1 protein-coding gene is annotated in these 1,002 nt (G+C 38.8%); it reads left to right on the forward strand.

What is annotated here, in order from left to right; all coding sequences use genetic code 11:
* The coding region (locus I6F53_RS20115; protein ID WP_197240934.1) for an IS1634 family transposase at positions 1-1,002 on the forward strand (1,002 nt) is incomplete at both ends.

Below are 1,002 nucleotides of genomic sequence, written 5' to 3' on the forward strand. Positions count from 1 at the left end.
GAATGGACTCGGTTTTGCCAATCGACCTTTATCACTCAGCCCTCAATTTTTTACTAACTTGCCTCTTGAACATTTATTTCGTGAAGGGGTTCAAGCATCACATTTTAATCGTCACAAACTTGGTAGAACTCTCGACCAATGCTTCGAGTTTGGCTGTGAAAGCTTATTTTCATTAGTCTCCGGACAAGCATGTGAAATAGAACACGTTGATAAAACTTTTGAATCACTTGATACAACGAGTCACTCACTGACAGGTGAATATGCTTTTGATGATGAAGACAGCGATGAAAACGTCATTAAAATTACTCATGGTTATAGCAAAGCTCACCGTCCTGATTTAAAGCAAGTCGTACAAGAAATCATTGTTAGCCAAGATGGTGGGATCCCACTTGCGTGTAAAAACTGGGATGGTAACAGCGCAGACACCGCTATTTTTAAAGCGCGAAGTAAGGCACTTGTTGACGAGTTCAAAAAAAGCAAAGCCCCTAAATACCTTGTGGCTGACTGTAAACTTTATCATAAAAGTAATGCTGAGTTTTTAGCCCAAATTCAATTTATCACGCTAGTACCATCAACTATTTCGCTTGAAAAATCCTCGATAAGCACAGCCATAGCAGCCAACCAATGGATTAATATTGATGATAATTATCAATATGTTGTTGAAGAGGTTGATCATATGGGGATAAAGCAAAGATGGATGATTATTTATTCAAAGGCAGCTAATAGCCGAGCACAAAAAAGCATTGTTCGACAAGTTGAGCGAGCATACACAGGCATCAAAAAAGACCTATTCCATTTACAAGCTCAACGTTTCGCTTGTCAAACTGATGCGCAACGCGCATTAGATAAATTAGCGAAAAAGATGAAGCACCATCAAATAGCGACTGAGCAATTGATTGAGCATAAAGTCTATGAAGGTAAAGGACGACCTAAAAAAGATGCGGCAGTAAAAAGTATTGAATGGCAAATCACTGCAGAAATTGAAGAAAACGAAACCGCAAT

Source organism: Pseudoalteromonas sp. SWN29, from assembly GCF_015864465.1.
GTDB lineage: Bacteria > Pseudomonadota > Gammaproteobacteria > Enterobacterales > Alteromonadaceae > Pseudoalteromonas.